The sequence below is a fragment of the Mediterraneibacter sp. 210702-DFI.5.30 genome (genome assembly GCF_020560115.1).
Lineage (GTDB): Bacteria > Bacillota > Clostridia > Lachnospirales > Lachnospiraceae > Mediterraneibacter > Mediterraneibacter faecis.
Map to the genome: position 1 here is coordinate 1 of NZ_JAJCME010000298.1, position 206 is coordinate 206.

Consider the following 206-nt stretch of genomic DNA (forward strand, 5'->3'; position numbering starts at 1 on the left):
TTAACGCCGCAGCTTAAGGAGATTCAAAAGAAGTATCCTGGACGCGATCGTGAATCACTGGAAAAGATGCAGGCAGCGCAACAAAAGCTTTATAAGGATGCTGGCGTGCACCCGTTTGCTTCGATGCTGCCTCTGCTGGTTCAGCTGCCAGTTATGTGGGCATTGTATCAAGCCATCTGGCGGACGCACGTTTTGCGCAGTGGGAG

The 206-nt window shown here is 51.9% G+C and carries 1 protein-coding gene; it reads left to right on the forward strand.

Annotated features, from left to right (window positions below; genetic code table 11):
- Positions 1-206, forward strand: a 206-nt coding sequence (locus tag LI126_RS15620) for a YidC/Oxa1 family membrane protein insertase (protein WP_227165800.1), incomplete at both ends; no start/stop codon positions are given.